Origin of the sequence: Azotobacter vinelandii CA (genome assembly GCF_000380335.1) — a bacterium.
Lineage (GTDB): Bacteria > Pseudomonadota > Gammaproteobacteria > Pseudomonadales > Pseudomonadaceae > Azotobacter > Azotobacter vinelandii.
In genome coordinates this window covers 2,424,943-2,451,506 of the sequence record NC_021149.1, presented here as the reverse complement: position 1 = coordinate 2,451,506, position 26,564 = coordinate 2,424,943, and the positions used below count along the sequence as shown (strand labels likewise).

Here is a 26,564-nt window from a genome sequence, read left to right as displayed (position 1 = left end):
GGAAAACAGGCGGCGGCTCACGGGGCCTGCTCGCGCAGGCGGTAACCGATGCCCGCCTCGGTGACGATGAAACGGGGATCGGCGGGATCGTCGCCGAGCTTCTGGCGCAGGTGACCGACCACCACCCGCAGGTAATGGCTGTCCTCGACATGGGTCGGCCCCCAGATATCCCTGAGCAACTGCTGCTGGGTGACGATGCGCCCCGGATGGCGGGCGAGCATGGCCAGCACGTCGTACTCCTTGCGCGTCAGGGCGATTTCCCGGCCGTCGAGGTCGACCCGCCGGTTGTCCAGATCCACCGCCAGCGGGCCGCAGTTCAGCGTGCCCGGCCCCTGTCCGGGCGAAGCCGGCCGGCGCAGCAGCACGCGCACCCGGGCGAGCAGCTCACGGATGCTGAAGGGCTTGGTCACGTAGTCGTTGGCGCCGCCGTCCAGCGCCAGTACCTTCTCGCCGTCGCCGGCACGTACCGAAAGCACCAGCACCGGCACCTGGGAGTCGCGCCGCAGTTCGGCGAGCAGTTCCTTGCCGTCCATGTCCGGCAGCCCCAGATCGAGCACCAGCAGATCGGGCCGCGCCTCGGCCGCCAGCGTCAGCCCCTCGCGACCGCAGCCGGCCTCCAGTACCCGGTAACCGTGGGCGACGAGGCTGATGCGCAGGAACTTGCGGATCTGCGCCTCGTCGTCGATCACCAGGATGCTTTGCTGCACGCCGCTCATGGCAGGACCGGCGCCTCGTCGTCGCGCTCGCTCTCGCCCGGCGGCTGCGGCTGCAACGGCAGGTGCAGGGTCAGGGTGGCGCCCTGCCCGTCCAGCCCCTCGCCCACCGTCACCCGCCCGCCGTGGGCGCCGAGAATGCCCTGGCAGATCGCCAGGCCCAGGCCGGTGCCGGGGCCGCCGCGGTCGCCACGGGCCGCGGTGTAGAACATGTCGAAGATCTTTTCCCGTTCCGCCGGCGGGATGCCGGGTCCCTGGTCGCTCACCGACAGGCGCAGTTCGCCGCCGTCGCTGTCGACCGCCACCCGCAGCCGGCCACCGGGCGGCGAGAAGCGCGCGGCGTTTTCCAGGACGTTGACCAGCGCCTGTTCGATCAGCGCCGCGTGCACATGCAGCAGCGGCAGTTCCCCGGCGATGCGCGTCTCCAGACGGAAGGACGCCAGCACCGGGCGCAGGCGCTGCAGGGAGCTGGCGACGATGTCCGCCGGCGCCACCCAGTCGCGCTCCAGCTTGAGACCGCCGTGGCCGAGGCGGGTCATGTCCAGCAGGTTCTGGATGTAGCGGTCGAGCCGCTCGGCCTCGTCGCGGGTACTTTCCAGCAGTTCGCGGCGGTCGGCGGCGGCGATCTGCCCGTCCAGGGTCAGCAGGCTGTCGATGGCGCCGTGCATGACGGTGAGCGGCGTGCGCAGGTCGTGGGACACCGAAGCCAGCAGGGCGCTGCGCAACTGCTCGGTCTCCCCGCGCAGCCGGGCGGCCTGCAGTTCCTCGGCCAGTTGCGCGCGCGCCAGGGCCTGGGCCAGCGGCTGACAGAGGGCGACCAGCCGGTGGCGGCGGGACGCCGGCAGCGGCCGGCCGTCCCGCGGGGCGATGCCGAGCAGGGCCAGGGGGCCGCGCTCGCCGGACAGCGGCCACCACCACCAGCGGCCGTCGGGCAGGGTGTCGGTACCGAGGCCGGCCGGCAGTTCGTGCTGCCAGACCCATTCGGCGGCGGCCCGCTCGCTTTTGCCGAGATCGCCGGCGACGCCCGCCTCGACCCGCAGAGCACCGGCGCCATCGGGGCCGAGCAGGCGGACGTCGAGATCGCGCCAGGCGGCGAACTGCTCCACGGCGGCGGCCAGCACCGCGCGCCGGTCGGTGGCGGCGCTCAGCTTGCGGGTCAGATCGAGCAATGCCGCGGTTTCCGCCTGGGTCTCGCGCAGCGCCTGCATCTGCCGGCGCTGGCGGGTCGCCAGGTTGCCGGTCAGCGCGGCCATGAGCAGGAAGAACAACAGGCCCAGTACATCCACCCGATGCGCCACGATCAGCGAAAAGGTCGGTGCGATGAACAGCAGGTCGTAGGCGAAGAAGGACAGCAGCGCGCAGCACAGCGCGGGGCCGAAGCCGCTGCGCACGGCGACCAGCAGGACAGCGGCGAGAAACACCAGGGAAATGTTCTGTAGCGCCAGCATCCGCGAGAAGCCCCAGGCCACGGCGCTGGCCAGCAGCGTGGCGAGCAGCGCCAGAGCATAGTCGAGCGGACCGGCGACGAAGCCGCGCACGGCGAAAGACGGCACGGAAACCGCCTCTTCGGCGGCCAGCACGCCGATCTCCAGGCCACGCGCCCGGCGTAGCAGGCGCTCGACCACGCCCCTGCCGAACCAGCGGCGGCGGTGGCCACCGACCAGCAACACGCTGGCGCGGCGCTCGCGGGCGTGGCGTAGCAGGGTATCGGCGACCTCATCGCCGAGCAGGCCGACCACTTCGCCGCCCAGGCGCTCGGCCAGCCGCTGGGCCGCCTGCAGCAGGCGGCGGGACTCCTCGCCGCGCGCGCGGCCGTCGTCCACGTGGACCAGCGTCCAGGGCAACTGGCGTCGGCGCGCCACCTGGCTGGCATGGCGCACCAACTGTTCGGACTGCTCGTCGCCGTCCACCGCCACCAGTAGGCGACCGAGCACGGCCGGCGCCTCGCGCCCGGAAGGCCGGTAGCGGCGCTGCACCTCGCTGTCGGCGCGCCCGGCCACCACCTGCAGGGCCAGGGCGCGCAGCGCGGCCAGGGTGGTCGGCGCGAAGTCGCGCAGCTCGCCCGGCAGGCAGTCGATCAGCAGCACCTCGTGAGCCTCCTCCAGCAGCCAGTCGGGCAACGTTTCCGTCACCGGCTGGCCGGTCAGGGCTTCGACCCGGTTCTTCAGGCTTTCCAGGTGCGACACGTCGAGGGTGGCGTGGACATCGATACCGGCGGCCAGCAGTTCCTGCACATCCTGCCAGCGCTGGGCATGGCGGCTGCCGGGCGGATTGGCGCGCGCCAGGCGGTCGACCAGCAGCAGGGCCGGCGGACGGGCCAGCAGCGCATCGAGGTCCAGTTCGCCGGCCGCCTCCCGGCCGCCCGGCAGCGCGGCGAGCCGCATCCGCAGCTCGCCGCGGGCGGCATCGTCGGCGCAGTCGAGGCTGCCGACCCGCAGATCGACGCCCTGGCGCAGCAGCTCCGTGGCGGCCTGGAGCATGGCCAGGGTCTTGCCCACCCCGGGCGCCGCGCCGAGATAGATCCTCAGCCGGCCGCGCCTGAGCCGGCCGCCCCCTTCGCCGTGGCTGGATTGCGCGGCCGTCCGCTCGGGAACATCGCGGGCTTCGTTCATGGCATGGGTCATATGCAGGCAAGGGTAGATCGGATTGGCCGCCAGTATTGCCAGTCCGCCGGGGCGCTGCCGTAAAGAAGCCGTAAAAACCGGCGTGACCGTTTTCCCCGGCGCCCGTCAGCCTGGCCGAGCCGCGCCGGCGGAGCGCCCGTTGCCGGCTTTCCGCCAGCGTCCCGGATCGCTTGGGGCATGCTCATGCACGACAGGGGCGCTTCAGAGGATCTGCGTCGGCACCTGGACGACCGCCGGCGTCAGTTCCTGGCGCGCCTGGCGTACCACGGCGACGCCCGCGCTGAGCGCCAAGGCGCCCATCAGCAATGCCACCAGTAGGTCCGGCCAGCCCGAGCCGGTGCCGAACACGCCAGCGGCGGCGAACATCACCGCCAGGTTGCCGATGGCGTCGTTGCGGCTGCACAGCCAGACCGAACGCATGTTGGCGTCGCCGTCGCGAAAGGCGTAAAGCATCAGCGCCACGCCGGCGTTGGCGAGCAACGCCAAGACGGCGACCACGCCCATGGTCAGCGGCTCGGGCGGAATGCCGGCGAAGGCCTCCCAGCCGGCCTTGGCCACCACGAAGACACCGAATGCCGCCATGCTGAGCCCCTTGACCAGCGCCGCCCGCGCCCGCCAGGTCAAGCCCATGGCCAGCACGGCCAGGGAAATACCGTAGTTGGCCGCATCGCCGGCGAAATCCACGGCATCCGCCAGCAGCGACACCGAGCCGGCCTTGATTCCGGCACCGATCTCCAGGGCGAACATCGCCACGTTGATGAACAGGGCCAGCCACAGGGCCCGGCGAAAACGCGGGTCGGCCGAGGGCGTGGACGAGCAGGAAGTGCAGCAACCGGGCATGGGTTTCTTCTCCGAATGAATGTTCCCGGGATTGCACACCCTGTAGCGGCTTCAGGGTCAAGGGGCTGCCATCCCGGCCGGCGGCGACGGCATCCCGCGCGAACGATACGCCGCCGTCGCGAAGACAGGTGCCAGCAGCCCTCGCCCTTTTCAAGGTCTTGCCGGGAAAACGGGATCGCCGGGAGCGAACCCGTTCGCGATGCTTCTGCCTGGCGCCGCTCCGATCGCGGCTAAATCCGCTCCGTTCCGGCGAACAGCCGAGCCCCTGGAAAGGCCGGGCCCGAACACCGGAACCGGAGCGTTATCCATTGGTCATGAAAAGGCGTCAGACTCTGCAGACATTTTCTCGGTGCGACCGATTCAGGAGGAATACATGGCGACCATTCATCTGGTGGGCGGCGAAAAGGGTGGCGTGGGCAAATCGGTGGTGGCCCGATTGTTGGCCCAGTACATGATCGACCGCGACCTGCCGTTCATCGGCTTCGATACCGACCGTTCCCACGGCGCCCTGCTGCGCTACTACGGCGACTACGCCTCCCCCACCGTCATCGACAGCTACCAGAGCCTGGACGCCATTCTCGAAACCGCCAGCGCGCAGCCGGAACGGCGCATCCTCGTCGACCTCGCCGCGCAGACCCACCAGCCGCTCAGCCAGTGGATGGAGGAGTCGGGCGTGCTGGAACTGGCCGCCGAGTTGGGCATCGCCATCCGCTACTGGAACGTCATGGACTCGGGCCAGGACTCGGTGGATCTGCTCGAGCGGCTGCTCGACCAGTTCGGCGCCCGCCTCGACTACGTGCTGGTGCGCAACCAGGTGCGCGACGGCGAATTCGTGGCCCTGGACAACTCCGAGGCGCAGCAGCGCGCACAGGACCTGAACGCCACCGTCGTCGGCCTGAAGCGCCTGCATCCGCCGCTGATGAACAAGATCGACCGCAACGGCTACAGCTTCTGGGCGGCGCGGAACCGCACCGATGCCGGTTCCGATACCCTGAACCTGCTGGAACGGCAGCGGCTGAAGGTCTGGCTGGAGCACGCCTACCGGGAGATCGACGCGGCGCAGGTCTGAACCCTCAGAACAGACGACTCTGCCGCTCGACGGCGGCAACGGGCCGGCTCCTGCCGAAGCGCAACAGCTCCGCCAGGCTGGCCCCCTTGCCGCGCCAGTCGTGGAACAGGCTTTCGCCCAGCAGCACGTAATGCCAGGACAGCGCCTGGCGCTGTTCGGGCGGCAAGACATTGATCCGCTCGCACCAGGTCTGCGCGGCCTTCAGCTTGCTGCCCGAGTCGATGCTCATCACCTCGTCCCCGGCCAGCCCCTCGTCCATCAAAAACCGCACCACCTGCGGCGATACGCCGGTGTCCTCGCAGACCACCAGCATCTTCGGATACCGCGTCGGATCGATGGCGGCGAAATCGGCTTCCAGCCTGCGCAGTTTCTGCAGGCCGGCGCGCAACATCACCCGCTGGCCTTCGCTCAAGGACCGGATTGCCGTCGACGTCGCGCTCGGCCTTGAACTCCAGCGGCAACGCGCCGATCTCCTTGCGCCGGTCGAGTACCAGCGATTTCACCAGTCCCGCAGCCATGGCCGTCTTCAGGTCGAAGTCGGCGATGATGTGCGGGAAGTACAGCTTCTTCCTGTTCCTGCCGTTGCCCACGTCGTTGTAAGGCGTGGCCGAGAAGTCCACCTGCGCGAAGCGCCGCCCCTTGCCCTCGGCGATCAGCATCAGGCTTTTCTGCCACTCCACCTCGGTGACTTCGCCCTCGCGCCTGACCGCATGGATATGATGCGCTTCGTCGTTGAACACCAGCAGATCGGGCAGACCGGCCAGATAGTCCAGCACGCTGCCGCGTGCGTGGCGACGGTCGAGCGCGTCCAGGCCGTTGCCGGCGGCCCTGCCCGGTTGCAACGGCAGCAGGGCGGCGATCACCTCCCGGGGATCGGCCGGACCGCCCGGCGGCGTCGCCGAGCAGATGCCAGTTGCACAGGGCGATCAGCCCATTGCCGGCGACCTTCAGGCCGATCTCGTCCCGGGTGCAGGTGTTGCCACGCACGAAACCGAACACCCGCTCGCGGTGTGCCTCGGGAATGAACAGTTCGGCATAACGTGCCACGTCGGAGCTGGCGAAATCGCGCCGGCCATCGATCTCCTTGCCGAGGAAGGCGTCCAGCAGGCGTTCGTAGACAATCAGTCCCGGCGCGACGATCAGGAAGTTGCGGGTGAAGCGCGGATCGTCCACCCCGGCCTCCAGTGCCGCCGTCCTGTTCAGCAACTGCCAGACCAGCAACGCCTGCAGCACCCAGGTCTTGCCGGTACCGGTGGCCATCTTCAGGCAGTACTTGGGATGGGTGTGCTTGGCCTGGCCGACCTCGGCCAGACGCTTGCCGGCCAGCAGCGCATCCGGCGCGACCCGCTGGTACAGCTCCTGCAGCGTGGCGCTGCCCAGCACTTCGTGGGCGACGATGGCATTGAGGATCGCCTGGCGCTGTCCCGCATGGAAATCCGGCCCGCCCCGTGCCGTGCCGTGCCGTGCCGTGCGCGTATCCGCGCCGAACCACCAGGCGAGCAGCTCGGCGGTGGTCGGCGTGACCAGCGCGAAGATCTCCGCCATGCCCTCTTCCAGACCGATGCACAGCGCATCGGTACGGGCGCTCAGGGCGTCGGCCAGTCGCAGTCGCTCGCGGCTGTCGTTGTCGAATCCGCTCATCGCCCGCCCTCCACGCCGACCTCGACGCTCACCTCGGCCTCGAAGCCGAACACGTCCACCGCGCGCACGCAGACCCGCCGCGGGCCGGGCCTGGCCGGTACGCTGAACACCGCCTCGGTCGTCACCCGCAGCGGATCGCCGTCGCCGTCCAGGTTGCCGCGATAGTCCTGCCAGACCGAGCGGAACACTTCGCCGTCGTAGTCCGGGTCCACCGCCCAGTACTCGATCAGCGCCAGCGGTTCCCTGTTCATCACCGCCTGCAGCCTGGCGCGGTTGGCATCGTCGAGATTGATCGCCTCGGGCGACAGCAACACATAGTTGGCCAGCGCGACGCGCAGGGTTTCCGCCTGCGCATCGGCGCCGCGCAGGCGCTGCACCGGCCCGATCTTCAGATATTGCAGGCTGGAAAAGCGCACATGGCCGCGTAGCCGTTCCAGGCTGCCTTTCTTTTTCAGACGATCGAGCAGATCGGGCGGAACCACCAGGACCTCCAGAGCCGGATCGTTCAGCCCGTCGATGCTTTCGCCGATATTCGGCTCGAAGTTCCAGCCCAGCACCACCACCCGGTCCCAGCCGCCCAGGAGGCTGTCGCGCTGCGCCAGCGCCTTTTTCAGGGTGGCGGCCCCCGTCAGCTTGTTCGGCGAGTCGGCATATACCAGCGTGCGCACGCCGCCGGCGACGACGCTGCCCAGATTGCGCGCCGGATTGTCCTCCTCCGGCAAGGGCCGTGCGCCGAACAGCGACAACAGGATCTGCGCCAGATCGCCGATGCGGAAACTGCGCCCCAGGGTGTTCTTCGCCGACTCCAGCTGATAGTCGCCGATGGCCTGATAGAGGAACGGCCGGGCGTTCCGGTCGATCAGCCGCTTGCGCATGATCATGCAGGCCGGCTTGCCCAGGTCGCTGGTGATCCAGCGGCGGCCGAGCCGTTCCGCGACGGCGGCGGTGGTGCCCGAACCGCCGAAGAAATCGGCGACCAGGCCGTTTTCGGGACAGGCCGAGTTGATCACCCGCTCGAGGAGGGCCTCGGGTTTCTGCGTGTCGTAGCCGGTCTCCTCGTTTTTCCGCTTGATGTAGTGATGGGCATAAAGCTGCTTGACGTCCGTCCACACCGTGGAAAGCGGAACGCCCTTGCTCTCGTCCAGATACTGGCGTTCGAAGCAACCTTTCTCCCGCTCCCTGGTCCGATACCTCCTGCCATGCCCATCGACCTCGGTGAAGCGGTCTTCGATGTATTTTTCCGAATAGGGCAGGTACTCCTTGCGATGGAAATGCTCCCCATAGTTTTTCGCGTACCACAGCAGGTATTCGTGCGCCTTCACCATCTTGTTCCCGGCGGCCCTGCCGCCGCTCGGGGTTCCGTAGGACCACACGATTTCGGTGTTGAAATTGGCTTTGCCGAAAATCTCGTCGGCCACGGCTTTCACGTAGTGGCTCACCTGCATGCCGATGTGGATGCAGATCGAGCCGCTCTTGCTCAGCAGTTCGCGCATCAGGATCAGCCTGGGGACGAGCATTTCCAGGTAGGAGGCGGTGCCGTCGCTCCAGGTGTCGCAGTAGGCGAACTGTTCCAGCACCGTCGGCCGCTGTTCCAGTTCCACGCCGGGCAAGCTGACCCTGGTGCGGTAGTCGGCCCTGGAGTCGAACGGCGGGTCGATATAGATCAGGTCGATCCCGCCGCGCAGAGCGGGCATGCCGCTCGGCGGGTCGCCGGCCAGCAGCGCGGCCATGGCCAGCAGGTTGTCGCCGTAGATCAGGCGGTTGCGCCAGGGCGTCCGATCCGGCGCGGCGGCATCGCCGAACGACGGCCGCACCTCGCCGAACAGACCGCCCTGCACCGAGGCCAGGGCGTCCTGGCGCAGATCGGCGCGAATCCAGTCGGCCTCCCTGGCATCCTTCGACGGCAGCACCCATTCGCGGCTCTGCAGGCCGACGCGGTGGCGGCTTTCGAGGCTTTCCAGGATTCTTTCGGCGACCTGTCGCCCGCGGGCGACGATTTCGGGGAGCTGTTCGAGCAGGGATCTGGACATGGCAGTTCGGTTCAATCGGTTTGAACCAACAATTCAACACAACCGAAAACCACTGTTCAACCGAGAATTGAACTGAAGCTTCAAATTCAGGCGTATGAACGAAAAAGCCCTGTTCGCTGAACGCCTGAAAACCGCCATGCTCGCCGCGGGTTACGAGCCCCGCCCCTCCGTGCTGGAGCGCGAGTTCAACCTGCGCTATCTGGGCCGTCCCCTCACCTTCCAGGCCGTGCGCCGCTGGCTGCGCGGCGACTCGCTGCCGGAACAGGACAAGTTGCAGGTATTGGCCGACTGGCTGGGCGTCGAGCCGCAGGTGCTGCGTTTCGGCGAGCAGGCGGTGCAGAAAATCCAGGAAAATCGCGGCCGCTGGGAAACCGCCCTCAAGGGCGAGGAACGCGAGGTACTGCAGGCCTATCTGAGCCTGCCCGTCGAACAGCGCAAGGTCGTGCGCGAAGTCATCCTCACCTTCGCCAAGGCCTGCAGCAAGCCGCCCGGCGAGGAAACCCCCGGCTGAAAAGCCGGCGAGCACGGGTCGATCCGCTCCCAGCGAACGCGGGCCGGCCGCCGCCGACAGCCGAAAGCCCTCCGCCGCGCCAGCCCGCCCATGCGGCGCTGCAGCGGCCGAATCCACCGCCCATGAACGGAACCGCCCACCCGGCACGCGCCACCTGAAACCCGGCAAATGCGCACAGGGCGAACCTCTGCCTGCCGGTAGCCTGTGGAGCCCCACAAGTTTATTCAATAAATGCATATAATTATTATTTTAGATGCTTTGACGGAATAAAAACCTGCATTTAAAACTAGCGGCGCCTGTACCGCGAAGACGCCGGAACGGGCTTGCGCAACGGCGGACAGCCATGCGCGGGTGGCCGAACGCATCGCGCGATACGCGACGGGCCGGGTATCTCCCTATTCATTTTTCCGATTATCCCGACCCGGAAAAGCGCCCATCCGCTTCGCCGGGCGGCCATCCCCGCCCGGAGCAGGCCGAGGAGCCTGGATTTCCCGGTGGGCGAGCGCTAAGGAGCAACATGAGCATTTTGCGTAAGCTGGTCGCCGGTGGCGCGGCGACCCTGGCCTTGCTGGGAACCGCCGCGGTGCAGGCCGGTGCGGCCAAGGACGAGAAAGACAGCCTGATCTACCTGCACTCGATCGAGCCGAAGACCTTCTACCAATGGTGGACGCAGGCGGAATACCCGCGCCGCCAGCTTCTCGACGGCCTGATTTTCCTCGACGGGGAAGGCAAGCTGCACCCCTGGCTGGCCAAGAGCTGGAAACAGGACGGCACGGTATGGACCTTCGACCTGCGCGACGACGTGGTGTTTTCCGACGGCTCGAAATTCAACGCCGAGACCGTGGTGAAGAACGTCGAGTTCTGGCTCAAGGTTTCCACCTCGGTGCCGGACTCCTTCTTCAAGGAAGCCAAAGCCGTCGACGAATACAAGGTGGAAATCCACACCACCATTGCGCAGCCCTGGCTGGCCAACCTCTTGTCGAGCGGCGGCTTCGCCATCAACTCCAGCCCCTCGCTGGCCCGCGATCTCAAGGAAATCGGCGAAAACCCGATAGGCAGCGGCCCCTTCGTGCTCAAGGAATGGAAGCGCGGCGAAGAGATCGTCCTGGTTCGCAACGAAAACTACCGCTGGGGCCCGGAAACGACGCATGGCGGCCCGGCCCATCTGAAGACCATCCACTGGAAGTTCGTGCCGGACGCCAATGCGCGCTGGCTGGCGCTGGAAAAGGGCGAGGCCGACCTGATCTACGACCCGCCTTCGGTCAAGTGGAAGGAAGCGACCGGTAAATACCCGACTTCGACCCGATACGCGCCGGGCCGGGGTCAGACGCTCTCGCTCAATACCGAGTTCGGCCCCTTCGCGGACAAGCGCGTGCGCCAGGCCTTCGCCTACGCCAGCAACCGCAAGAAAATCGTCGAGACCCTGTTCCGTGGCTCGGCCCTCTACGAAGGCAACGGCGCCTATTCGCGAACCACGCCCGATTACGTCGACCTGGACGATGCTTATCCCTACGACCCGGACAAGGCCGTCGGGCTGCTGGAGGAAGCGGGCTACACCCGGGTCAACGGCGACGGCTTCCGCGTCGGGAAGGACGGCAAGGTGCTGGAGGTCCTGTTCCCCGTGTACCCGACCATCGTCAGCCCGGAAGGCTATACCTCGCTGCAGGCGTTGCAGGCTGAAGCGAAGAAGGTCGGCTTCAAGATCGACCTGATCGCCCTGACCCCCACCGACCTGGCCGCCGGCCGCTATACCAAGCCGGACGAATACCACGTCTACCTGGGCTACTGGACCATGTATGCGCCGACGGTGCTTTCCGTCAATTATCGCCCCGATGACGGTTCGGCTTCGGGGACCATCTTCGGCCGGCAGAACCTCAACCAGATCCAGACCACGGGGGGCTCGCCCAACCCGCACAACCGCGTGCGTTCGAAGGACTGGAAACTGCAGGAAGCCATCGTCGAGGCGCACCGCGAGCCGGACCCGCAGGCACGCCACGCGAAACTGGCCGCCATCCAGCAGCACATCAGCGACGAGGCGCTGGCGCTGGGTTTCTACACCTCCACCTATAACCTGGTGGGCCAGAAATACCTGAGCGGCCTGATCCACAACATCCATGGCCCGATTTTCTACGCGTTGAAGAAAGACTAGGAGTGGATGAGATGAGCGCACGCCAGGCGACGATATCGGATGTTGAAACCTCGGGGAAAAGGCAGGCGCTGCTCGGCGCCGGCCATGTCCTGCTCGGCAAGCTGGGACAGGCCTTGCTCACCCTGTGGGCGACGGTGACGCTGCTGTTCGTGGCGCAGGCCGTGCTGCCCGGCGACCGGGCGACCATTTACCTGAACGTACTCGAGGGTTACAGCGTCACCCGCACGCCCGAAGAACTGGCGCCGATCAACAGGGAATTCGGCTTCGACCGGCCCCTGCTGGTGCAGTACGCCGATTATGTTGGCGGGGTGCTGCAGGGCGATCTGGGCACCGCCCTGCAGAGCCGGCGCCCGGTGACCGATCTGATCCTGGAGCAGATCGGCGCCACGGCCCTGCTGGCGGTGTCGGCGATCGTCCTGGCCTGGCTGATCGCCCTGGCCTGGACGCTGGCGACCGCCGGCCGGCATCCGGCGCTCTCGCGGATCGGCGCGACCGTCGAGGCGCTGGCGGCGGGCATGCCGCACTATTGGCTGGGCCTGCTGCTGTTGCTGGCCTTCGCGGTGCATCTGGACTGGTTTCCGGTGGTCGGCGGGGATTCCTGGCGCGGCCTGTGGCTGCCGGCCCTGACCCTGGCGATTCCCCTGGCCGGCTTCCTCGGGCAGGCCATCCGCGGCGAATACGAGCACGCCCTAGGCCAGCCGCACGTGCTGTCGTCCAGGGCGCGCGGAACCGACGAGTGGCGGGTACGGGTGGTGCATGCCCTGCGCCCCGCCCTGATTCCCGGTATCACCCTGACCGGCTGGGCGCTGGGCGCCCTGGTGTCCGGCGCGGTCATCGTCGAGAACGTGTTTTCCCGTCCCGGCATAGGCGCCCTGCTGGTATCGGCGGTGGAACTCAAGGAGTTCGAACTGATCTCCGGCATCATCCTGATCGTGAGCCTGGTCTACGTGCTGATCACTTTCCTGACCGACTGGCTGTATACGCTGGTGGACCCGCGCGTCAGTTTCGAGCGCAAGGGGGAAGCCTGATGCCGGCGCTGAAACTGTCGCTGCCGGCCGGACTGGCGCAAGGCCGGCTGGGCCAGACGTGGGCGAGCCTGTCCCGCGTGCCGCCGCTGGTCTGGCTGTCGGCGCTGCTGATCGCCTTCACCCTCTGGGCATCGATCGCGCCCGCCACGCTGGTGGCGTACGACCCGCTGGAGACCGATCTCGCCAATGTGCTGATGCCCTTCACGACGGAGCACTGGCTGGGCACCGACGAAATCGGCCGGGATCTGTACTCGCGCCTGGTGCATGGCGCGCGCGAGTCGTTCCTGATCGGCCTGCTGGCGATGCTCGTCGCCATCGTCCTGGCCCTGCCGCTGGGCTTTCTGGGCGCGCTGGCGCCCAGGCCGGTCCGCCACGGGGTGGACCGCCTCATCGAAATCCTGCTGGGCTTTCCCACCCTGCTGGTCGCCCTGCTGTTCGTCACCCTTCTCGGCCAGGACCCGCTGAACGTGGCCATTGCGGTGGGCATCGGCTCGGCACCGGGCTATGCGCGCCTGATACGCGGACAGACGCTCCTGGTGCGCAACAGCGCCTACGTCGAAGCCGCCGTGGCGCTGGGGCATACGCGGGCCGCCATCCTGTTCAGGCACATCGTTCCCAATGCCATCCGCCCGCTGGTGCCGATCACCGGGCTGGGCGTGGGCAAGGCGATCGTCTGGTCGTCCAGCCTGTCCTTCCTGGGCCTCGGGGTGAAACCGCCCTCCTCGGAATGGGGCGCGCTGCTCGCCGCCGGCAAGGGGCAACTGCTGGAGGCCCCCTGGCTGCTGGTGGTGCCGGGCACGGCGGTGGTGCTGGTGGCCCTGAGTTTCTCGACGCTGTTCCATTACCTGCAGGCCAGGTCGGAAGGAGCATGACGGATGACGCATGAACGACATTCGGCCGGCGAAACGCTGTTCCAGGTGAAGAACCTGAACGTGGGCTTCCGGACGCCGCATGGCTACAAACGGGTCGTCCGCGATTTCGAGCTGACGCTGCGTCGCGGCGAAACCCTGGCCATCGTCGGCGAGTCCGGCTCGGGCAAGACGGTGGCGACCCGCGCCCTGATCGGGCTGGCCGGAGATAACGCGGTCGTCGCGGCGGACGTCTTGCGCTACAAGGACACCGATCTGCGCCAGGCCGGCCGGCAGACCCTGAAAAAACTGCGCGGCGCGCAGGTGGGCTACGTGCTGCAAGACGCCCTGGTGTCGCTCGATCCCCTGCAGCCCATCCGCAACGAGATCGCCGAACCGCTCGACGCGCATGCCCGGCTGTCGAAAGCGGAAATCCGCGAGCGGACCATCCAACTGCTGACCGAAGTGGGGGTGCCGCAGCCCGAGATCCGCAAGGACCAGTATCCGGGCGAGCTGTCCGGCGGTTTGCGCCAGCGCGCCCTGATCGCGACGGCGCTGGCGCTGCATCCGCCGGTCATCATCGCCGACGAGCCCACCACGGCGCTCGACGTGGTGGTGCAGGCCCAGGTGCTGGGCGTGCTGGCGCAACTGATCGCGCGCGGCACCAGCCTGATCCTGATCAGCCACGACCTGGCGGTGGTGGCCAGGCTGGCCGACCGCATCCTGGTCATGAAGTCCGGGATAATCGTCGAAAGCGGCACGCGGGACGAGGTGCTCGGCAACCCGCAGCATGCCTACACCAAGGCGCTGATCCAGGCGGTGCCCAGCGGCGATACGCGGGGCCGCCGGCTGAGCCCCGCCGCTCCGGCGCGGATCGGGCGCCCCCGGCGGCACGGCGAGGCGGCCGAAAACGACAGCGCCACGCCGATCCTGGAGGCGAAGCACCTGAGCAAGTCCTTCCATGGGCCGGACGGGCGCCTGCGCGAGGCGGTCGCCGACGTCTCCTTCGAACTGTTCAAGGGCGAGGTGCTGGGAATCGTCGGCGCGTCGGGCTCCGGCAAGAGCACGCTGGCCAGGCTGCTGCTGGCCTTGACCGACTACGACGCGGGTGCGGTGCTCTACCGTGGCCTGGAGTGGCCCAGAGCGGACGACAGAACCAAGCGCCGGGTGCGCGGGAAGATTTCCGTCGTCTATCAGGACCCCTACAGCTCCTTCGATCCGCGCTGGAACGTCGGGCGGATACTGGAGGACGCCCTGCGCCTGCATGCCGAAGACGGCCATGCGCCGCAACGAGCCGACCTGCTGGAGTTGCTGGAAGCCGTGGGCCTGAACGAAAGCCACCTGCGTGCCCGCCCCCGCCATCTTTCCGGCGGCCAGCGCCAGCGGGTGGCGATCGCCCGGGCCCTGGCCGTGCACCCGGAAATCCTCATCCTGGACGAAGCGGTATCCGCGCTGGACGTCAGCATACAGGCGCAGATCCTCGACCTGCTGGAAGACCTGAAGGCGCGGTATTCCCTGAGCATCCTGTTCATCTCCCACGACCTGGGCGTCATCCACCACATCGCCGACCGCGTGCTGGTGATGAAAGACGGCGCCGTGGTGGAAGAAGGAGATGCGGACGCCGTGTTCCATGCCCCCCGGCATCGCTACACGCAGGAACTGGTGGCCGCCCTGCCGCATTTCGACAACTCGCGCGGCGCGGGACGGCATCCCTGAAACGGGCCCCCATGGGCACCGCCAGTTGTCGCCCCCGGCAGGCGCCAGGGTCCCTCCTTCCGAGGGCGCCGGCCGCTGCCCGGAAAGGAGCGCGGAGCGGCTCGGCCCCAACGCCGCTGCCCGCGCGACGACGGACTCGCGGAACATCCCCGCTTTCGGCGCAACCGGGCCAGCGACGAAATCCCCGGAAACGGCGACGCCCCGGCAACGTTTCGAGCATGCGCCGCCCGACACGCTCCGGCGGATGGACTTTTCCTGCGATCACCCGGCCCCTCTCCCGTGCCCGGCAGAAAGAGATCGACATCGCTTCCGAGAAACGCCGTCAACGTCCAGGCTTGTGGGCGAGGGTGTAGACCGTCTGCCCGCGCAACTTGAAGTCGTCGCAGAGGTAGGTGAAGTTTTCCGAGTGCCCGGTGAACAGCAGACCGTCTTCCTTCAGGTAGGGGACGAAGCGCTTGAGGATGCGCGCCTGACTCGTCTTGTCGAAGTAGATCATGATGTTCCGGCAGAAGATCGCATCGAAGGGGCCGCCGAGGTCCCAGTGCGGCGCGTGCAGGTTGATCTGCCGGAAGTCGATCATGTTCACCAGTTCCGGGCGCACCCGGGCCAGTCCTTCCCGCCCGCCGCTGCCCCGCAGGAAAAAGCGCTTGACGCGCTGCTCGTCGAGCTCCAGGACCTGCTTGAGTGGATAGACGCCGGTGCGCGCCTTGGCCAGCGCGTCGGTGTCGATGTCGCTGGCGACGATCCGCGCCTGGCTGGCCTGCTGCGGCCCGAGCGCCTCGACCAGGGTCATCGCGATCGAATACGGCTCCTCGCCGGTGGAAGCCGCGGCGCACCAGACCCTCACCGGTTCGCGGCGGCCGGCCACATGCTCGGCGAGCAGCGGGAAATGGTGCGGCTCGCGGAAGAAGGCCGTGAGGTTGGTGGTCAGCGCATTGGTGAAGGCCTCCCACTCCCGCGCCGCGGGCTGCCGGGCCAGACGCTCCAGGTACTCCGAGAAATGGCTGATGCCGTGCAGGCGCAGGCGCTTGGCCAGGCGACCGTAGACCATTTCGCGCTTGTTGGCGGCCAGGACGATCCCGGCACGCTGATAGATCAACTGGCAGATGCGTTCGAAGTCCGCATCGGTCAGCACCAGATCGCGCCCCAAAGGATCGTTCGGGGATGCTGATGCGGGGATGTTCAAGATGTCTCCCTCTTCCGGCCCGCAGCCAACCTTCGCTTGCCAGGCCGCTCTTCGCCCTCGCCGGACCCGGCCGGCAAGCGCGGATCGAACGCCGCCCCGGAAGCCGAACCCGAGCCGGTCACACGGAACACGGAAATCGCACGCTGCACCTGCACCGCCTGGGTCTCCAGATGGGCGGCCTGCTGCGCCACCGACTCAACCAGGCGGGCATTGTGCCGGGTCACCTCGTCCATCCGCGCCACGGCCTGGCCAGCCTGGGCGATGCCGCCGTTCTGCTCGGCGGAGGCCGTGGCGATCGACCCGATGATGTCGTTGACCCGGGCGACCGCCGTCACGACCTCTCCGCTGGTCCGTTCGGCCTGTCGTACCAGGCGCTCGCCCTGCACGATCTGCTGCGAGGAGTCGTCGATCAGGGTACGGATCTGCCGGGCGGCCTCCGCCGAACGGCTGGCCAGGTTGCGTACCTCGCCGGCCACCACCGCGAAACCGCGGCCCTGCTCGCCGGCGCGCGCCGCCTCCACCGAGGCGTTCAGCGCGAGGATGTTGGTCTGGAAGGCGATCGAGTCGATCACGTCGATGATCTCGGTCATCCTGTGCGAGGTGGCGGTGATGGTGCCCATGGTATCCACCACCTGCCCCATCACCTGGCCGCTTTCGCGCACCGCCCCGGCCGCGTCCTCGACCAGTCGGCTGGCTTGGCGGGCGTTGGCGGCGTTCTGCTCCACGGTGACGGTGAGTTGCTCCATGCCGGCCGCGGTTTCCTGCAGGGAAGCCGCCTGTTGCTCGGTGCGCAGATGCAGGTCCAGGTTGTCCCTGGCGATCGTCTGCGCGGACTGGGTGAAGGTATCGACGCTGCCGCTCACATCCGCCGAGATGCTGACCAGGCTCTTGCGCATGGTCTCCAGCATCTGCGTCATCTGGCCCATTTCGCCATTGCCGTAGTCGGCTATGCGCACCATGAGGTTACCGGCCGCCAGTTGGGCGATGAAGCCGATGGCGGCCTGCAGCGGCCGGTCCAGCGTGCGGACGGTCATCCGCGCCAGCAGGACCAGCCACAGCATCCCCGCGGCGACCAGCCCCAACTGGAACCGCAACAGCGTCTCCGCCAGGGCCATGTCCCCGCTCTGCAGACCGAAATAGCCGAGCATGCCGCTGGCCAGCAGCAGCATTCCGCCGGTCGAGACGATCAGTTCCAGTTGCATGGACAGGGAGCCCAGTTGCAGACGTTCGAGCAGACCGCGCCAGCCGCGCCGCACCAGCTTTCCGCGCAGCAGGCCGAGGTGCCTGCCGCGCCCCTCGCGGATGCTCCGGTAGGCCTGCTCGGCGATCTCCACTTCCCTGCGCGAGGCCCTGGTGCGCACCGAGGTGTAACCGACCAGCCGATCGCCTTCGTAATAGGGAGTGACATTGGCCCGGACCCAGTAGTGATCGCCGTTCTTGCGGCGGTTCTTGACGATGCCGTTCCAGCCCAGCCCCTTGCCGATCGTTTCCCACAGGTTGGCGAAGGCGATGGCCGGCATGTCCGGATGCCGGACCAGGTTGTGCGGAGCCCCCATCAGTTCTTCATGGCGAAACCCGCTGACCTTGACGAATGCCGGATTGGCATAGGTGATTCGTCCCTGCAGGTCCGTCCGCGAAATCAGGAAATCGTCTTCCTGCAGTTCGTACTCGCGTCCACTGACGCCGCCGTTGTTGCGCATGAATTCTTCCCGGTGTCGTGAGGCTTTCAATTACCCGTTGTGGCGAACCGTCCATGAACCTGCGGGAACCGGGGGACACCGAACCCCTGCCGACGATCGATGCGCCCGGCAGGGCATCGCTCGCCAGCGAGCAGGCGCCCACGGGGCAGACGCGGCCCGTGGAAGCGAGCTTGCCCGCGATACCTCCGTCCTCCGCCGCCCGTCGCGGACGAATCCGCTCCCGCAGGTCGCATCAGAAGGTCTGCCAGTCGTCGTCGGCCTCGGAAGAGGTCCGCTCCTGTCGCACGGTAGCCGGCAGCTCCTTCTGAGCCACTTCACGCTCGGCATGCTTGAATTGACGCTGCGCCCAGGAGCCGTCCTTCTGCCGCGACGCGGAGAAACCCGGCGCCGTGTCGATGCGAAAGCCATCCACGACTTCGCGCAGGCGGTGGGCCTCGCCGACCAACTCGTCCGCCGCCTGATTGGTCTCCTTGACCAGATTGGCGTTCTGCTGGGTCACGGCATCCATTTCCAGCACCGCCTTGTCGACCAGGGAGATGCCGTTGCTCTGCTCGCGGGACGCGGCGGAAATCTCGTCCATGATGTCGGCCACCTTCTGCACCGACTCGACGATCTCCTGCATGGCGCCGCCGGCCTGTTCGACCAGCTTGCTGCCGGCATCCACCTGGTCGACCGAGGCGGTGATCAGGTCGCGGATCTCCTTCGAGGCCTGCGCGCTGCGGCTGGCCAGATTGCGCACCTCGCCGGCCACCACCGCGAAGCCGCGGCCCTGCTCGCCGGCGCGCGCCGCCTCCACCGAGGCGTTCAGCGCGAGGATGTTGGTCTGGAAGGCGATCGAATCGATCAGCTTGATGATTTCCGCCACCTTGTGCGAGCTGTCGCTGATCCCGCCCATGGTGCTGACCACCTCGGCGACCAGGGTGCCGCCGCGCCTGGCCACCTCGGCGGCGCTGTCGGCCAGGGCATTGGCCTGGTGGGCGTTGTCGGCGTTCTGGCTGACCGTGGAGGTCAGTTGCTCCATGCTGGAGGCGGTGTTCTCCAGCGAGGCGGACTGCTGCACCGTGCAGGTCGAGAGGCTGCGGCTGCCTTCGGCGATCGCCTGGGCCCCCTCGTGGATCAGGCGACTGCTGCGGCGCACGGTGCTCACGGTCTGCGCCAGGCGCTGCTGGATGTCGGCCAGGGCCGCGAACAGCTTGCCGATCTCGTTGGTGCTGTGCACCTCGACATGGCTGGCCAGATCGCCGGCGGCGATCTGCTCGCAGTGCTCCACCACTCGCTGCAGCGGACGCAGCACATTGGCCGTGACGCCCCAGAGCACGATGGCGACGGTCAGCACGGAGACGAACAGGGCCGCATAGATGGCCCACTCGATCGCCGCCTCGATCCAGGCGCCCTCGCCCTGGGTCATCCGCTCGCCGCCGGCCAGCGCCTGCCCCAGCTTCTCCAGCTCGGCCAGGAAGGCCGCGCCGTACATCCCGGCCGCCTTGCCATGTTCGGCGGCGACTGCCGGGTTGCGCCGGACCAGCTCCTGCAACTGCGGGCGCAGGCCATTGTCGAGCAGGCCGGCGAAGCGCTCCTGCAAAGCCTTCAGTCGCGCCTCGTGGCCGGCGGCGTGCGGCGGGGCGACGAAGGCCGCGAAAGCCGCCTGCAGCCTGTTCAGGCGCTCGTCCAACAGGGCCTTGTCCACCTGATGGGCCGGCGGAGCCTGGGTGTCGCCGAGCTGCGCCTGCTCGCGCTGCAGCGCCTGCCCCAGACGGCTCTGCTCGTCGCCCAGTGCCTGCAGCAGTTCCTGCAGCCGGAAGGCGATGCCCTGCAAGCCGACGATCCGGCGCAGATCCTCCTGTTGCTGCCGACCGAGGTCGAGCAACTGCTCCTGGCTGCGCTCGGCATAGTGAACCGAGTAGAGGCCCAGCGCGCTCAGGGCCACCACCACCGTACTGAAAAATGCCAGTACCAGCATCCAACTGAGACGTACCGTCATGTTGTTCAGTAGTTTCAACTCATCCTTCCTTTGCGGCCTGTCCGCATTGAGAGTGTCTCGTCCGGACGATCAGCTCCAAGCCGTTTCGGCCTTCGCCCTGTCCTGTTGGTGATGTTCGCCGGCGGAGCGTTTCCGCCCCCGCGGATCGCCCTGGGAGGCCTCGATGACGAAGCGCACCACATGCCGGTTGAGCTGAACGCTCTGGCGGGCCAGACGCTGCGTCGCCTGGGCGCTGTCCTGGACCATGCCGGCGTTGCGCTGGGTCATCTGGTCCATCTGCGCCACGGCCAGGTTGACCTGCTCGATGCCGCTGCTCTGTTCGGCGGAGGCCGAGGAAATCTCGCCGATCAGCCTGTTGAGCTGGCCGATGTCGGCGACCATGGCCTGGATGAGCTCGCCGGTCCGGCGCACCTGCTGGTTGCCCGCCTGCACCTGGCCACCGGCGCCGTCGATCAGGCCCTTGATCTCGCGGGCCGCCTCGGCGCTGCGGCTGGCCAGATTGCGCACCTCGCCGGCCACCACCGCGAAGCCGCGGCCCTGCTCGCCGGCGCGCGCCGCCTCCACCGAGGCGTTCAGCGCCAGGATGTTGGTCTGGAAAGCGATCGAATCGATGGTGTCGACGATGCCCGACATCCGCTCGGCGCTGACCTGGATGGCGGCCATGATGTCGACCACCGACTGCATGGCCCCGCCGCCCTTGTGCGCGCTCGCCGCGCAGTTCTCCGCCAGGGCGCTGGCCCGGCCGGCGTTCTCGGCGTTCTGCCGCACGGTGGCGGTCAGTTGCTCCATGGTCGAAGCGGTTTCGGCCAGGGCCGCCGCCTGCTGCTCGGTGCGTGCGGCCAGTTCGGCGTTGCCGGCGCCGATCGCTTCGGCCTCGGCCTCGACCTGGCGGGCGCTGCCGCCTATGTCGCCGATGACGCCGGCGAGGGCTTCGCGCATGCGGTTGGTGTGGGCCAGCACGCTGTCGCTGTCGCCGGGACGCAGCACGGGGGCGTGGGTCAGATCGCCGTCGGCGATGTGGCCCACGACCTCGACCGCGTAGCGCGGATCGCCGCCGAGATTGCGCATGAGATCGCGGATGACCCAGCCCATCGCCAGCGACAGCGCGGCGCCGGCCAGCAGCAGGCCGACCAGCGACTGGATCAGGCGCTTGACGAACATCTCGTCGATATCGGCGATGTAGATGCCGCTTCCGACATACCAGCCCCAGGGCTCGAAGAGGCGGATGAACGAGCTTTTGCTCTCCAGCTCGCCGGTACCGCCGTGGCGCCAGGGGTAGTCGAAATAGGCGCGCCCCCGCCCCTGGTCCACCGCGTTGGCGAAACCGACGAACAGGTTGCGCCCGCCGGCATCCTTGAACTCCGACAGCCGGGCGCCCGCCTCGATGGTCGGATGGGCGATGTTGCGCATGTCGGCATCGAACACGAAGAAATAGCCGCGCCCGTCGTCGTAACGCATGCTCTTGACCAGTTCGGCCGCACGCGCCTGCCCTTCCTCGCGGCTCATGGCCCCGCGCTCGACCTGCGCGACGACATCCCCCAGCGCCGAAAGCGCGATCTCGACCTGGCTCTCGACCTTGGCCCGGCGCTCCTCGAACATCATGCCGCGCATGATCCAGGCCGCCAGGATCACCAGTACCAGCATCGCCAGCCAGGCGGCCACCAGGGTCCCCCAGAGCTTCTGACTCGTCGTCGGACTGCCCATTCATCTCTCCTTGTACTGCGTTCTTATGGTTATCGAGTTTCGAGATGCCATTGCCAGCCCTCCCCGCCAAGGGAGCCTTTTCCAGTCTTATCGGCAAATGGTGGACGAACTTGAGATGAGACCTTCGCAGCCGGTCCTGGCAAGGGCTTGCACGCGTCCCTGGCCGGGAAGCCGGGAAAGCGGGGTCGACAGCGCGCGGGGAACGAATTCATTCGCGATAGTCCGGACTTCGCCGATGAGCGCGGATGAATCCGCGCTCCCCTTGCCGGCAAACTCGCAGGGCGGGCCCCACGGGCGACGCCGACGCGCCACCGCGAGCCCGTGCGTCCGCGTCAGGCCACGGTCTTCTCCACCAGGGCCATTTCCTCGCTGGTCAGCAGCTTGTCGATGTCGACCAGCACCAGCATGCGCTCGCCGATGCTCGCCAGGCCGCTGAGATAATCGGAGGACAGCGACAGGCTGAATTCGGGCGCCGGCTTGATCTGCTCGGGGGACAGGCTGATCACGTCGGACACGCCGTCGACCACCACGCCGACCACGCGCCCCTCGACGTTGACCACGATGACCACCGTCTGCCCGCCGTACTCGACGCGCTCGAGGTGGAACTTGATGCGCAGGTCGACGATCGGCACGATCACGCCGCGCAGGTTGGTCACCCCCTTGATGAAGTCCGGGGTGTTGGCGATCCGCGTGACGTTCTCGTAGCTGCGGATTTCCTGGGCCTTGAGGATGTCGATGGCGTATTCCTCGCTGCCCAGCGAGAACACCAGGAATTCGCGGGTATGGGTATCGGCCACGGTGGCCGCCAAATCGGCTTGCTTGAGGGAAGTCATGACGGCATCGGCTCCTGTTCGGTCACGGCCGCACGCTCCTGGCGGGCGGCGCTCTGTCTGCGGTTGAGGCGTTGCAAATCGGCGATGTCGAGAATCAGCGAGACGCTGCCATCGCCGAGGATGGTCGCGGCGGAGACGCCCGGCACCTTGCGGTAATTGGTTTCCAGGTTCTTCACCACCACCTGCTGCTGGCCGACCAGTTCGTCCACCAGCAGGGCGCAGCGGCTGCCCTCGCCCTGCACGATCACGGCGATGCATTCGCTGGGCCGGGTGCGCGCGCCGGGAATGCCGAAGACCTGGTGCAGCGGCAGCAGCGACAGGTACTCGTCGCGCACCTTGAGCAACTGGTCGGTGCCGGCCATCGCATAGATGTCCTCGCTGCGCGGTTGCAACGACTCGATCACGGCGTTCAGCGGCAGGATGAAGATCTCCTCGCCGGCGCGGATCGACATGCCGTCGAGGATCGCCAGGGTCAGCGGCAGCACGATGCGGGTGGTGGTGCCCTGGCCCTGGCGCGAGAGGATCTGCACGTGCCCGCCGAGCGACTGGATGTTGCGCTTGACCACGTCCATGCCGACGCCCCGTCCGGATACGTCGCTGACCACCTCGGCGGTGGAAAAGCCGGGGGCGAAGATCAGTTGCCAGACCTCGTCGTCGCTCATGCCGTCGGAAACCGCCAGACCGTTGCTGCGCGCCTTGGCCAGCAGCTTGTCGCGGTTGAGGCCGGCGCCGTCGTCGATGACGTCGATCAGGATGTTGCCGCCCTGATGCTGCGCCGACAGGGTCAGGCGCCCGCTGCGCGGCTTGCCCGCGGCTTCGCGTACGTCCGGCGGCTCGATGCCGTGGTCGAGGCTGTTGCGCACCAGGTGGTTCAAGGGGTCGACGATGCGTTCCACCAGGCTCTTGTCCAGTTCGGTGGACTTGCCCACGGTGACCAGCTCGACCTCCTTGCCCAGCTTGGCCGCCAGGTCGTGGACCTGGCGCGGAAAACGGCTGAACACGAAATCCATCGGCACCATGCGGATGGACATCACCGCCTCCTGCAGGTCGCGGGCGTTGCGCTGCAGGAGGGCGATACCGTTGACCAGCTCGCTGTGCATGGCGCCGTCCAGCCGGCCGAGCATCTGGTCGAGCATCGACTGGGTGATCACCAGTTCGCCCACCAGGTTGATGATCTGGTCGACCTTGGCCACCGGCACGCGCAGGGAGGTGGACTCGCCGTTGTTGCCGGCCGGCGCCCTGGCGGCAGGCGCCGGCTGCGCCGGGGAAACGGCCGGAGCCGGCGCGGGTGCGGCCTGCGCCTTCTTTTCCCCGACGGGCGGGGACGGCGCTACGGCCTCGCTCTTGGGGACACCGACCGCTGCCTGCGGCGGCGCCTCGGGAGCGGCGGCGAGCGCCTGGATCTCCAGTTGTTCGGGCTCGACCACGAAGCACAGCACCGCCTCGATATCGTCGGCGCTCTCGCCGGTGGCCAGTTCCACCTCGTAGCGCCGGACATCGCCGTTCTGGCCGAGGATACTGCCGAAATGCTTGAGCTCCTCGATCAGCAGTTCGCGGTCCTTCTCGGCGACGCCGAGCAGCGTCACGCGCAGGCCCCCCGTACCCTCGCCCGCCGGGGCTTGCGCCGCTTCCGGCTCGGGCTCGGCTGGCGGCGCCGGCGCGGCGACCGGGGCCGGCGCCGCCACTTCCGGCCCCGGCTTGCCGAGTTCCTCCAGGGCCATCTGCTGCAGGGTCTGACAGATGCGCGCGAATGCCTCGGGGTCGGGCTCGCTGCCATTGCGATAGGCGGCCAGCTGGTCTTGCAGCATGTCCTTGGTTTCCAGGAAGGTGTCGACGATATCGCGGCGCAGCTTCAGCTCGCCACGGCGCAGGTGATCGAGGATGTTCTCGAAGATGTGGGTGGTCCGTTGCAGGACGTCGAAGCCGAAGGTGCCGGCGCCGCCCTTGATGGAGTGGGCGGCGCGGAAGATGGCGTTGAGCTGCTCGGGATCGGGGGCATCGATGTCCAGTTCGAGCAGATGACGTTCCATATCCTCCAGCAGTTCTGCGGCCTCCTCGAAGAAGGTGTCGTAGAAATCGGTGATATCCATGCAAGCACCCTGGCTATATGGTGGTTGGTCAAGGTTTGGCGGCTTCCGGGCCGGTACCGACCCGGGCCGCGCCATCCGTCGCCTGCCGGTCGCCGGTGCCCGGCAGGGGGCCGTATTCCCGCTGGTCGAGAATCGAATCGGCGAAGCGGCTGTCCAGGACGATCACCGCGATGCGCCGGTTGGCCGCATCGTTCGGCGCGACGCCTTCGAAGGGAATGCGGTCGGACATCCCCGAGGTGCGCAGCAGTTTTTCCAGGGCCAGGCCGCCGGCGATCAGCTCGCGGCGCGAGGCATTGGCGCGGTCGGCCGACAGCTCCCAGTTGCTGTAGCCCGCCTCGCCGCCGGCATAGGGCAGGCTGTCGGTATGCCCGCTGATCTGGATGCGGTTCGGCAGTTCGTTGAGCATCGGCGCCAGGGTGCGCAGCAGGGTGCGCATGTAGGGAGCCACCCTGGCGCTGCCGATCTCGAACATCGGCCGCTGCTCGGTATCCACGAGTTGGATGCGCAGGCCTTCGGGGGTGAGGTCGATCAGGATCTGGTCCTTGAGTTCCTTGAGGATCGGATTGATCGACAGGGCCTCCCTGATGCGCCGCTCCAGTTGCCGGAGGCGCGCGCGCTCCTGTTCGTCGACGAGGCGCGACGCCAGTTGCGGGTCGATGCGAAAGCGCTCGCCCTCGGCGAAGGTCGGGTCGGGACCGCCGCCGGGGATGACGTTCTCGCTGGCCCCCTCGCGGTCCCCGCCCATCAGCGCCACCACGAGCGGCGTGCGGAAATATTCGGCGACCGCGGCCTTTTGCGCCTCACCGGAGTTGGCGAGCATCCAGAGCACCAGGAACAGCGCCATCAGCGCCGTCATGAAATCGGCGAAGGCGATCTTCCAGGCGCCGCCGTGGTGGCCTTCTCCGCCGCGCTTCTTGCGACGGATGATGATGACGGGACGTTCGCTCATGCGTTGCCGGCTCCGGCGCCCTTGCCGTTGCGCACATGCTCCTCGAGTTCGCCGGCCGAGGGCCGCTCGGCGCTATGCAGGGCCTTGCGACCGAACTCCACGGCCAGTTGCGGGGCATAGCCGTTGAGGCTGGCGAGCAGGGTGACGCGCATGCACTGGAGCATCTTCACCGCCTCGCCGACCTGGCGGTCGATGCGGCTGGCGGCCGGCGCGACGACCCCGTAGGCGAGCAGGATGCCGAGGAAGGTGCCGACCAGCGCGTGGGCGATCATCAGTCCCATTTCATCGGGGCCGGCGTCGGCCATGCTCAGCGCCTTCACCACGCCCATCACCGCGGCGACGATGCCGAAGGCCGGCAGGGCATCGCTGACCTTGGTCAGCGCGTCCACCGGCAGGTGCGCCTCGTGCTCGAACTCCTCGATCTCGTGGACCATCAGTTCGTCGAGTTCGTGGGCGGCCATGTTGCCGCTGATCATCAGGCGCAGATAGTCGGTGAGGAAAGTGACGATCATCGGGTCCTGGACGACCTTGGGGCATTCGCCGAACAGCGCGCTTTCGGCCGGATTCTCGATCTCTTTCTCGATGGCCAGCATGCCTTCGCGCCGGGCCTTGCTCAGCAGGTTGTAGAGCAGCGACATCAGCTCCAGGTAAAGCGCCTTGTCGTAGCTGTTGGTGCGCCGCAGGCGGGAGAAGGCCCCCAGGGTCGCCTTGATGATCTTGCCGTTGTTGGCGGCGATGAAGGCGCCGAGCGCGGCGCCGCCGATGATCAGCAGTTCGAGCGGCTGGTACAGCGGCCCCAGGCTGCCGCCGGACAGCGCATAGCCGCCGAAGACCGAGAGCATGACAACGATGAGACCCAGAGCGATCAGCACAGGCGCGTCCTTCCAGAATAAAGCGGTATCCGGGATATCGGCAGGAATGAACTCGGCTTGAGGGCGATCGAAAAACTTTG

20 protein-coding genes are annotated in these 26,564 nt (G+C 67.7%); 6 read left to right on the top strand and 14 right to left on the bottom strand.

Translation table 11 applies throughout. The annotated features are described in order from the left end of the window. Positions 1-17: 17 nt before the first annotated feature. The 3 genes from AVCA_RS11195 to AVCA_RS11185 all read right to left on the bottom strand — a co-directional run bounded on the left by AVCA_RS11195 (position 18) and on the right by AVCA_RS11185 (position 4,177). Positions 18-716: a response regulator gene (locus AVCA_RS11195; protein ID WP_012701033.1), complete on the bottom strand. Its 699-nt coding sequence runs from the start codon at positions 714-716 to the stop codon at positions 18-20. After that, positions 713-3,337, bottom strand: coding sequence for an ATP-binding protein (locus AVCA_RS11190; RefSeq protein ID WP_012701032.1), 2,625 nt, complete (start codon positions 3,335-3,337; stop codon positions 713-715). Before AVCA_RS11190 ends, AVCA_RS11195 begins: the two co-directional genes overlap by 4 nt. Positions 3,338-3,538: 201 nt before the next feature. Continuing rightward, entirely contained in the window at positions 3,539-4,177 is a 639-nt protein-coding gene (locus AVCA_RS11185) for a cation transporter (RefSeq protein WP_012701031.1), read from the bottom strand. A gap of 373 nt (positions 4,178-4,550) precedes the next feature. Between AVCA_RS11185 and AVCA_RS11180 the strand changes: the two genes are divergently transcribed. Then, on the top strand, positions 4,551-5,246 hold the full coding sequence (locus tag AVCA_RS11180; RefSeq protein ID WP_012701030.1) for a P-loop NTPase family protein: 696 nt from the start codon (positions 4,551-4,553) through the stop codon (positions 5,244-5,246). Between the two features lie 4 nt (positions 5,247-5,250). Here the strand turns inward: AVCA_RS11180 and AVCA_RS26595 are convergent, their stop codons facing one another. From AVCA_RS26595 to AVCA_RS11170, 3 genes are read right to left on the bottom strand one after another with little or no spacing between them, the layout of a single operon-like run. Next, the gene (locus AVCA_RS26595) at positions 5,251-5,658 is read right to left on the bottom strand and encodes a hypothetical protein (protein WP_050764382.1); all 408 of its coding nucleotides are present in this window, start codon (positions 5,656-5,658) and stop codon (positions 5,251-5,253) included. Next, the gene (locus tag AVCA_RS11175) at positions 5,655-6,887 is read right to left on the bottom strand and encodes a DEAD/DEAH box helicase family protein (RefSeq protein ID WP_050764381.1); all 1,233 of its coding nucleotides are present in this window, start codon (positions 6,885-6,887) and stop codon (positions 5,655-5,657) included. Before AVCA_RS11175 ends, AVCA_RS26595 begins: the two co-directional genes overlap by 4 nt. Continuing rightward, positions 6,884-8,917, bottom strand: a complete 2,034-nt coding sequence (locus AVCA_RS11170) for a DNA methyltransferase (RefSeq protein WP_012701029.1) — start codon at positions 8,915-8,917, stop codon at positions 6,884-6,886. The genes AVCA_RS11175 and AVCA_RS11170 overlap by 4 nt, the downstream gene beginning before the upstream one ends. A gap of 94 nt (positions 8,918-9,011) precedes the next feature. On the opposite strand from AVCA_RS11170, the gene AVCA_RS11165 reads away from it, so the two are divergent. From AVCA_RS11165 to AVCA_RS11145, 5 genes are all read left to right on the top strand, one after another. Beyond that, positions 9,012-9,428 (top strand): hypothetical protein, encoded by a 417-nt coding sequence (locus AVCA_RS11165; RefSeq protein WP_012701028.1) that lies wholly within the window; start codon positions 9,012-9,014, stop codon positions 9,426-9,428. Between the two features lie 517 nt (positions 9,429-9,945). Next, positions 9,946-11,577 (top strand): ABC transporter substrate-binding protein, encoded by a 1,632-nt coding sequence (locus AVCA_RS11160; RefSeq protein WP_236616376.1) that lies wholly within the window; start codon positions 9,946-9,948, stop codon positions 11,575-11,577. An 11-nt stretch (positions 11,578-11,588) separates the two neighbouring features. Beyond that, positions 11,589-12,605: an ABC transporter permease gene (locus AVCA_RS11155; RefSeq protein ID WP_012701025.1), complete on the top strand. Its 1,017-nt coding sequence runs from the start codon at positions 11,589-11,591 to the stop codon at positions 12,603-12,605. Then, positions 12,605-13,477 carry an ABC transporter permease gene (locus tag AVCA_RS11150; RefSeq protein WP_012701024.1) on the top strand — a complete coding sequence of 291 codons (873 nt, stop codon included), beginning with the start codon at positions 12,605-12,607 and terminating at the stop codon, positions 13,475-13,477. Before AVCA_RS11155 ends, AVCA_RS11150 begins: the two co-directional genes overlap by 1 nt. Positions 13,478-13,480: 3 nt before the next feature. Next, complete coding sequence (locus AVCA_RS11145) at positions 13,481-15,169, top strand: dipeptide ABC transporter ATP-binding protein (protein ID WP_012701023.1); 1,689 nt, start codon at positions 13,481-13,483, stop codon at positions 15,167-15,169. 322 nt (positions 15,170-15,491) lie between these two features. Here the strand turns inward: AVCA_RS11145 and AVCA_RS11140 are convergent, their stop codons facing one another. The 8 genes from AVCA_RS11140 to motA all read right to left on the bottom strand — a co-directional run bounded on the left by AVCA_RS11140 (position 15,492) and on the right by motA (position 26,484). After that, positions 15,492-16,355, bottom strand: a complete 864-nt coding sequence (locus AVCA_RS11140) for a CheR family methyltransferase (RefSeq protein ID WP_012701021.1) — start codon at positions 16,353-16,355, stop codon at positions 15,492-15,494. Continuing rightward, positions 16,352-18,055 carry a methyl-accepting chemotaxis protein gene (locus AVCA_RS11135; RefSeq protein ID WP_012701020.1) on the bottom strand — a complete coding sequence of 568 codons (1,704 nt, stop codon included), beginning with the start codon at positions 18,053-18,055 and terminating at the stop codon, positions 16,352-16,354. Before AVCA_RS11135 ends, AVCA_RS11140 begins: the two co-directional genes overlap by 4 nt. A 232-nt stretch (positions 18,056-18,287) precedes the next feature. Further along, positions 18,288-20,054, bottom strand: coding sequence for a methyl-accepting chemotaxis protein (locus AVCA_RS11130; RefSeq protein ID WP_236616375.1), 1,767 nt, complete (start codon positions 20,052-20,054; stop codon positions 18,288-18,290). Positions 20,055-20,105: 51 nt separating this feature from the next. Further along, positions 20,106-21,740 carry a methyl-accepting chemotaxis protein gene (locus AVCA_RS11125; RefSeq protein WP_012701018.1) on the bottom strand — a complete coding sequence of 545 codons (1,635 nt, stop codon included), beginning with the start codon at positions 21,738-21,740 and terminating at the stop codon, positions 20,106-20,108. A 332-nt stretch (positions 21,741-22,072) separates the two neighbouring features. Next, positions 22,073-22,573 (bottom strand): chemotaxis protein CheW, encoded by a 501-nt coding sequence (locus AVCA_RS11120; RefSeq protein WP_012701017.1) that lies wholly within the window; start codon positions 22,571-22,573, stop codon positions 22,073-22,075. Further along, positions 22,570-24,663, bottom strand: a complete 2,094-nt coding sequence (cheA, locus tag AVCA_RS11115; protein WP_012701016.1) for a chemotaxis protein CheA — start codon at positions 24,661-24,663, stop codon at positions 22,570-22,572. Before cheA ends, AVCA_RS11120 begins: the two co-directional genes overlap by 4 nt. A 28-nt stretch (positions 24,664-24,691) precedes the next feature. Then, positions 24,692-25,612: a flagellar motor protein MotB gene (gene motB / locus AVCA_RS11110; RefSeq protein ID WP_012701015.1), complete on the bottom strand. Its 921-nt coding sequence runs from the start codon at positions 25,610-25,612 to the stop codon at positions 24,692-24,694. Further along, positions 25,609-26,484, bottom strand: a complete 876-nt coding sequence (gene motA, locus AVCA_RS11105) for a flagellar motor stator protein MotA (protein WP_012701014.1) — start codon at positions 26,482-26,484, stop codon at positions 25,609-25,611. The genes motB and motA overlap by 4 nt, the downstream gene beginning before the upstream one ends. Between the last annotated feature and the right edge of the window lie 80 nt (positions 26,485-26,564).

Coding starts and splice junctions, on each gene's coding strand:
- AVCA_RS11185 (WP_012701031.1), bottom strand. CDS start 4,177: ATGCCCGGTTGCTGCACTTCCTGCTCGTCCACGCCCTCGGCCGACCCG.
- motB (WP_012701015.1), bottom strand. CDS start 25,612: ATGAGCGAACGTCCCGTCATCATCATCCGTCGCAAGAAGCGCGGCGGA.
- AVCA_RS11155 (WP_012701025.1), top strand. CDS start 11,589: ATGAGCGCACGCCAGGCGACGATATCGGATGTTGAAACCTCGGGGAAA.
- AVCA_RS11135 (WP_012701020.1), bottom strand. CDS start 18,055: ATGCGCAACAACGGCGGCGTCAGTGGACGCGAGTACGAACTGCAGGAA.
- AVCA_RS11125 (WP_012701018.1), bottom strand. CDS start 21,740: ATGGGCAGTCCGACGACGAGTCAGAAGCTCTGGGGGACCCTGGTGGCC.
- AVCA_RS11180 (WP_012701030.1), top strand. CDS start 4,551: ATGGCGACCATTCATCTGGTGGGCGGCGAAAAGGGTGGCGTGGGCAAA.
- AVCA_RS11195 (WP_012701033.1), bottom strand. CDS start 716: ATGAGCGGCGTGCAGCAAAGCATCCTGGTGATCGACGACGAGGCGCAG.
- AVCA_RS11150 (WP_012701024.1), top strand. CDS start 12,605: ATGCCGGCGCTGAAACTGTCGCTGCCGGCCGGACTGGCGCAAGGCCGG.
- AVCA_RS11165 (WP_012701028.1), top strand. CDS start 9,012: ATGAACGAAAAAGCCCTGTTCGCTGAACGCCTGAAAACCGCCATGCTC.
- cheA (WP_012701016.1), bottom strand. CDS start 24,663: ATGGATATCACCGATTTCTACGACACCTTCTTCGAGGAGGCCGCAGAA.
- AVCA_RS11175 (WP_050764381.1), bottom strand. CDS start 6,887: ATGAGCGGATTCGACAACGACAGCCGCGAGCGACTGCGACTGGCCGAC.
- AVCA_RS11190 (WP_012701032.1), bottom strand. CDS start 3,337: ATGACCCATGCCATGAACGAAGCCCGCGATGTTCCCGAGCGGACGGCC.
- AVCA_RS11120 (WP_012701017.1), bottom strand. CDS start 22,573: ATGACTTCCCTCAAGCAAGCCGATTTGGCGGCCACCGTGGCCGATACC.
- AVCA_RS11145 (WP_012701023.1), top strand. CDS start 13,481: ATGACGCATGAACGACATTCGGCCGGCGAAACGCTGTTCCAGGTGAAG.
- AVCA_RS11160 (WP_236616376.1), top strand. CDS start 9,946: ATGAGCATTTTGCGTAAGCTGGTCGCCGGTGGCGCGGCGACCCTGGCC.
- AVCA_RS11170 (WP_012701029.1), bottom strand. CDS start 8,917: ATGTCCAGATCCCTGCTCGAACAGCTCCCCGAAATCGTCGCCCGCGGG.